Raw genomic sequence first — 5,204 nt, 5'->3', positions numbered from 1 at the left:
TGGGCGGTGGGATCCGGCATGCGCTCCCGGCCGTTGCGCGCACGGGCGATCACCTCGCGGTCCGGGGCCAGTACGAGCGCGCCCACCGGGATCTCCCCCTCGACGGCCGCCTGCCGCGCCTCCTCGAGCGCGGTGCGCATGGCGTCGAGCTGCGGTGCGGTCGGTGGGATGGTGGCCATGCGATCCTCTCGCTCTGCGGCTCCGGTGCTCAGGGGCGCTGTCGCTCCGGGGCGCCGGCACTCCGGTCGCCGATGCCCGGGGACTCGGGGCCCCGGTGCTCTGGCTAGGATTGACGCATGCGCGTCATCATCGCGGATCACCCGCTGATCACTCACAAGCTTACGATCCTTCGCGACGAGCAGACCCCGCCGCCGACGTTCCGGCTGCTGGTCGAGGAGCTGATGACCCTGCTCGCCTACGAGGCCACCCGCGATGTCCGCGTCGAGTCGGTCGAGATCCAGACGCCGGTCGCCCGGACCACCGGTGTGCGCCTGAGCCGCCCCGCGCCGCTGATCGTGCCGATCCTGCGCGCCGGCCTCGGCATGCTCGAGGGCATGGTCAAGCTGCTGCCGACCGCCGAGGTGGGGTTCCTCGGGATGAAGCGCGACGAGCAGACGCTGCAACCGGCCACCTACGCCGAGCGCCTGCCCGACGACCTCGCCGGGCGGCAGTGCTTCGTGGTGGATCCGATGCTGGCGACCGGCGGATCGCTGGCGGCCGCGATCCAGTTCCTCTTCGACCGCGGCGCCGAAGACGTGACGGCTGTCTGCATCCTCGGCACGCCCGAGGGCATCTCGACGATGCGCGAGGCCGTCGGCCAGCACAACGTCACCCTCGTGCTGGGCGCGCTGGATGAGGGGCTCGACGAGAGCTCGTACATCGTGCCGGGCCTCGGCGACGCGGGCGATCGGCTCTACGGAACCATCGACTGATTCGGGGCGGCTGGTTCGGGCCGCTGGTACCGCACGGCTGGTACCGCACGGCCCTGCCCTCGCTGCAAGTTTGCATTGATCTGCAGAATCGCACCGGGATCCTGCGCGAATCGGTGCTTTTCTGCAGATCGATGCAGTTCTGCAGGTGTCGGATCGGTCCCGCGCCGGTGAACCCTCGGCGAAAGAGGTCGGCGCGTCCGAGCCTCAAGCCTCGTCGCTGACTTGACAAACACCGACATAGTTTGTAAAAATCCTCCTTATGCATGACATAACGCGCCCCCAGTCCGCCAGCGAGGTGAACTTCGGGAAGACCGGCATGATGATGGCCGGGCGCATCGTCATGTGCTGTCGAATGCTCATGGCGCACTGACAGGGCTCGTAGCGGCAACGCTCGTTCTGGCGCCTCCTGTCGAGTCCGGTTCGATCCGGAATCGACGACATGCACGGCCTGCACCGGCCCCTCGCGATCCGCGGGAAACGGTGCCCGCGGCCCAGCCGCCGGCGACACGATTCGCAGGGATCCCCCGCTCGTGTCCTCCACCCGCACGACAGCTTCCGAAGGACTTCATCATCATGACCACGCAGACCCTCACCCAGCGCCCCGCCCACGACACCACCCCCCGACGCCACGTGCCCGAGGGCACGGAGGTTCGCGGCTTCGCCCTCTACGTCGGCCTGGCCGACGACAAGATCGGCGAGAACGACCCGAAGCTCGGCGCCATCGTCTCGCAGATCAAGCAGCTCGTCGCGCAGCTCGCCCCCGCCGCCGAGACCTACGCCGCTGTCGCACTCGCCCCCGAAAGCAGCGGCGGCCGCGACATCGACGTGGTGCGCCTGGCACTCGGCGATCCCGCGGCCGCGACCAAGCAGAAGGTCGAGGAGATCGACGACGAGCAGGATCGCGCCGGCGGCGTGACCATCGACCTCACCCGCAAACGGGTGCTGCTCGACAGCCTGCCGGCCGCGCTCACCTACCGGGAGTTCGAGCTCCTGCAGTTCCTCGTCCTGCGCGAGGGTCGCACCGTGAGCCGCGAGGAGCTCATTGAGGGCCTGTGGAGCGACGCCCCCGAGTCCGAGACGCCCAGCGAGCGCACCATCGACGTGCACGTGCGCCGCCTGCGGGTGAAGCTCGCGCACTACCAGGACATCGTCCGCACCGTGCGCGGCATCGGCTACCGCTTCGACCGCCACGCGGACGTCGCGATCCTGCAGACCTCCACCCCGAGCCCGGATCTCTTCTAGGGCCGCCACCAGCCGTTCACGCCTCGTCCAGGGCCGCACTCAGCCGCCCCGAGCCGATCGATCGCACCCGGCACGCGCCTCGGCCCGTGCCGGGTGCGCCTCTATCGCCTCACCGACGGCCTAGGGTATATTCGTAGGGCAGCCCGAGAATCGGCTGTTCCGACGCCCCCATCGAGGAGAGCAGCATGAGCACCTCAGACCCCAACGTGCCCGGCGAGCAGCAGCCCGAGGGCACGCCAGCCCAGACGCAGCAGCCTGCGGCACCGCAGCAGCCCGCCGCGCCCCAGTACCAGGCTCCGCCCGCCGGCGGCTATCAGCAGCCGGCGGCCGATCCGGTCAGCAACATCCAGCTCAACTACTGGCTCTCGGTGTTTTTCGCCTGGATCCCGGCGCTGATCTTCTGGATCATCGAGAAGGACAAGGGCGATCAGCGCGCCACCGCGTTCCATGTCGCGAACCTGAACTTCTCGCTGCTGCGGACCGCAGTGGGCATCGGCATCTCGATCCTCGGCCTGATCCCCTACCTCGGCTGGATCATCGCGATCCTGCTCTGGATCGCCTCGATCGTGCTGTTCGTGTTCCACATCATGGCTGCGGCCAAGGCCGCCGACGCCTACCGCAACGGTGGCAGCACCGACCCGTTCATCTTCAACGTGCCGATGGTCAAGTAGACGCGACCGCGCAGAATCGGCCCTGTCGGCAGCACGCCGGCGGGGCCGTTTCAGTCTTGCGGGCCGGGGCGTTCCGGCGCCGTGGGATCCGTGTCGGAGTCCGTGTACGCGCCGCCCGATTCTCCGGTGCCGTCGACGTCGGTTCCCCCTTCTCCATCTTCTCCGGCTTTGCGCGCCTTACGAGCCCGCCACCACGCCCAGAAACGGGCGAGCTGCATGCGCAGCCATCCCGTGAACCTGCGGGCCCAGTGGAACTCGGAGCCGAGGATCGTGAGCCCGATGAAGACGATCAGCCACCCGGGGCCGGGCAGCGGCACGAGGATCAGGCCGATGATGATGACCGCGACGCCGATGACGGTGACGATCACCTTGTAGACCGTGTTCAACCACGGCCGTCGGCGAATGATCCTGCGCCAGCGCGCCATCCATCGGCCGATGGGGCGACCGATGCGCCCCGCGCGCTCGAAGTCGTCCGCGCTCGGCTCGAGCGGGTCGCGGCTGTGGGGCATGTTCCGATGGTAATAGGTGCGGGATGGACGCAGCTGACCGTCTGCAGTGCGAAAGAGGTTGAGGCGGGTCTTGCCTCCGCGCGCGATCTCGATATGTGCCGGGTGCGCCCGCGTGATCCGCGCCCGATCCATCTACCGGGCTGATCCGTGAAGCAAGAAACCCCTGCCGAGGCAGGGGTTTCACCGCGGAGCCAGGGGGATTTGAACCCCCGGTCGAGTTTAACCCCGACCCTTCATTAGCAGTGAAGTCCGTTCGGCCGCTCCGGCATGGCTCCGCAGACCATCCTAGGGCACGGGCGCGCGGCCCGGAAATCGGGACCGGCGTCGAGGCTCAGTAGACGGTGCGACCGGCGGAACAGGTCTTGTCGGCGGCGGACTGCCCCGAGATGCTCTCGGGCAGTTCGACCGGACCGTCGGACTCCGTCGACTCGCCGTCCGACCCCTCGGTACCCTCGGCATCGGTGTCCGCGTCGCTCCCGTCGTCCGCGGGCTCGTCGCCGTCCTTCACGACGCCCGTGCCCGTGCCCGTGATCGTGAAAAGTTCGCCGCTCTCGACGACTTCGATCAGCATCTGCCCCGCCTCGTAATTCGGGGTGAGTCGGCCGGACTGGTACGGATGGCTGGACGTCGGGTACTGGACGAAGTTGATGCGCTCCAGGTCGATGTCCTTCACCGTCCCCGCGAGCGCCTGCATGAACTGCACGTCGGCCATGTTCTTCGAGAGCTGCATGTTCTCGAGGCCGGCCTTGGCCAGCGCATACACCGTCACCGGGTTGGAGAGCGTCTCTGCGCTCTGCAGCTGACGCACCATCGCCGACATGAAGACCTGCTGGTTGCTGATCCGGCTCTTGTCGCCGCCGTCACCGACCCCGTAGCGGGTGCGCAGGAACTGCAGAGCCTTCTTGCCCTTCAGCTTGTGGTTGCCGGCAGCCAGATCGAGATCGGTCTTCTCGTCGAAGATCGGCTCGGTGAGGCAGACCTTGACACCGCCGATCGCGTTCGACATCGCGATCACACCGTCGAACGTGATCAGACCGGCGTAGGGGATGTCGAGCCCGGTAAGGTTCTCGATCGTGGCGACCGCGCAGGGCAGACCGCCGTACATGAGGGCGCTGTTGAGTTGCTGCTCGCTCATCGCCGGGTAGTACTCGGGCTCGCCGTTCGGGCCGGGACAGCTGGGGATCGCCAGCATCAGGTCGCGCGGGAAGCTGATGATGGTGGCGTTCTTGTGGTCCTCGGAGACGTGCAGCACCAGGTTCACGTCGTTGAGCTCACCGGTCTCGCCGTCGTCGATGCTCTGGCCCTGGCGGGAATCGGAGCCGACCAGCATGATCGAGAAGGCGCCGTCGATGTTGTGGTCCCCCGCGTCCACGGAGTCCGGGTTCTGCGGCAGGTCGATCGTGTTGACCTCTTGCACGAGCCCCCAGACGGCGTAGGCCGCGACCGCCGCACCGCTCAGGACCACGGCGAGCACGCCGGTGAGCAGCACCTTGCCGGCGTTCGCCCACGCGCTGGAGCGGCGGAGGCTGCCGTGGCGCACCCCGCCCCGGGTCGATTTGGACCCGCTCTTCTCTCGCGCCATGCGATGCTCCCCCATGCTCTGAAACTCGTTGCGCCGGCGGCGCATCCTCAAGATTTTACCGGCGTATGTTTGAGAAACCTGGAAACGCCGGGGCAGTCGGGTTGGGAGCGGGCTGTCCGACAGTCCTCTCGTGCGGCTACAGGGCCATCCCCAGGGCGAGGACGGCGACTGCCGCGAGGGGGCGGGCGCCTTGGGTGGGCGCCGCCTTCCGCTTGCCGGGCGAGCCGCTCAGCAGCACGAGCGCCGCGGCCACCATCGAGGTCTCCCG

General features: G+C 68.1%; 5 protein-coding genes and 1 tRNA gene. 3 read left to right on the top strand and 3 right to left on the bottom strand.

Features of this window, described 5'->3' with window-relative positions:
- Positions 1-296: 296 nt before the first annotated feature.
- The 3 genes from upp to ACFPZL_RS09725 all read left to right on the top strand — a co-directional run bounded on the left by upp (position 297) and on the right by ACFPZL_RS09725 (position 2,845).
- Positions 297-932 (top strand): uracil phosphoribosyltransferase, encoded by a 636-nt coding sequence (gene upp / locus ACFPZL_RS09735; protein WP_218115321.1) that lies wholly within the window; start codon positions 297-299, stop codon positions 930-932.
- A gap of 573 nt (positions 933-1,505) precedes the next feature.
- Complete coding sequence (locus ACFPZL_RS09730) at positions 1,506-2,174, top strand: winged helix-turn-helix domain-containing protein (protein WP_218115322.1); 669 nt, start codon at positions 1,506-1,508, stop codon at positions 2,172-2,174.
- Positions 2,175-2,359: 185 nt separating this feature from the next.
- Positions 2,360-2,845: a DUF4870 domain-containing protein gene (locus ACFPZL_RS09725; RefSeq protein ID WP_218115324.1), complete on the top strand. Its 486-nt coding sequence runs from the start codon at positions 2,360-2,362 to the stop codon at positions 2,843-2,845.
- Positions 2,846-2,895: 50 nt separating this feature from the next.
- On the opposite strand, the gene ACFPZL_RS09720 is transcribed toward ACFPZL_RS09725, so the two are convergent.
- From ACFPZL_RS09720 to ACFPZL_RS09710, 3 genes are all read right to left on the bottom strand, one after another.
- Positions 2,896-3,354 (bottom strand): TIGR02611 family protein, encoded by a 459-nt coding sequence (locus ACFPZL_RS09720; RefSeq protein ID WP_236022050.1) that lies wholly within the window; start codon positions 3,352-3,354, stop codon positions 2,896-2,898.
- Between the two features lie 186 nt (positions 3,355-3,540).
- A tRNA-Ser gene (locus ACFPZL_RS09715) sits at positions 3,541-3,629 on the bottom strand.
- A gap of 56 nt (positions 3,630-3,685) precedes the next feature.
- Positions 3,686-4,936 (bottom strand): LCP family protein, encoded by a 1,251-nt coding sequence (locus ACFPZL_RS09710; protein ID WP_218115325.1) that lies wholly within the window; start codon positions 4,934-4,936, stop codon positions 3,686-3,688.
- Positions 4,937-5,204 lie beyond the last annotated feature (268 nt).

The sequence above is a fragment of the Leucobacter soli genome (assembly GCF_042659205.1).
Lineage (GTDB): Bacteria > Actinomycetota > Actinomycetes > Actinomycetales > Microbacteriaceae > Leucobacter > Leucobacter soli.
This window is presented reverse-complemented; position numbering and strand designations above follow the sequence as displayed.

Coding starts and splice junctions, on each gene's coding strand:
- upp (WP_218115321.1), top strand. CDS start 297: ATGCGCGTCATCATCGCGGATCACCCGCTGATCACTCACAAGCTTACG.
- ACFPZL_RS09730 (WP_218115322.1), top strand. CDS start 1,506: ATGACCACGCAGACCCTCACCCAGCGCCCCGCCCACGACACCACCCCC.
- ACFPZL_RS09725 (WP_218115324.1), top strand. CDS start 2,360: ATGAGCACCTCAGACCCCAACGTGCCCGGCGAGCAGCAGCCCGAGGGC.
- ACFPZL_RS09720 (WP_236022050.1), bottom strand. CDS start 3,354: ATGCCCCACAGCCGCGACCCGCTCGAGCCGAGCGCGGACGACTTCGAG.
- ACFPZL_RS09710 (WP_218115325.1), bottom strand. CDS start 4,936: ATGGCGCGAGAGAAGAGCGGGTCCAAATCGACCCGGGGCGGGGTGCGC.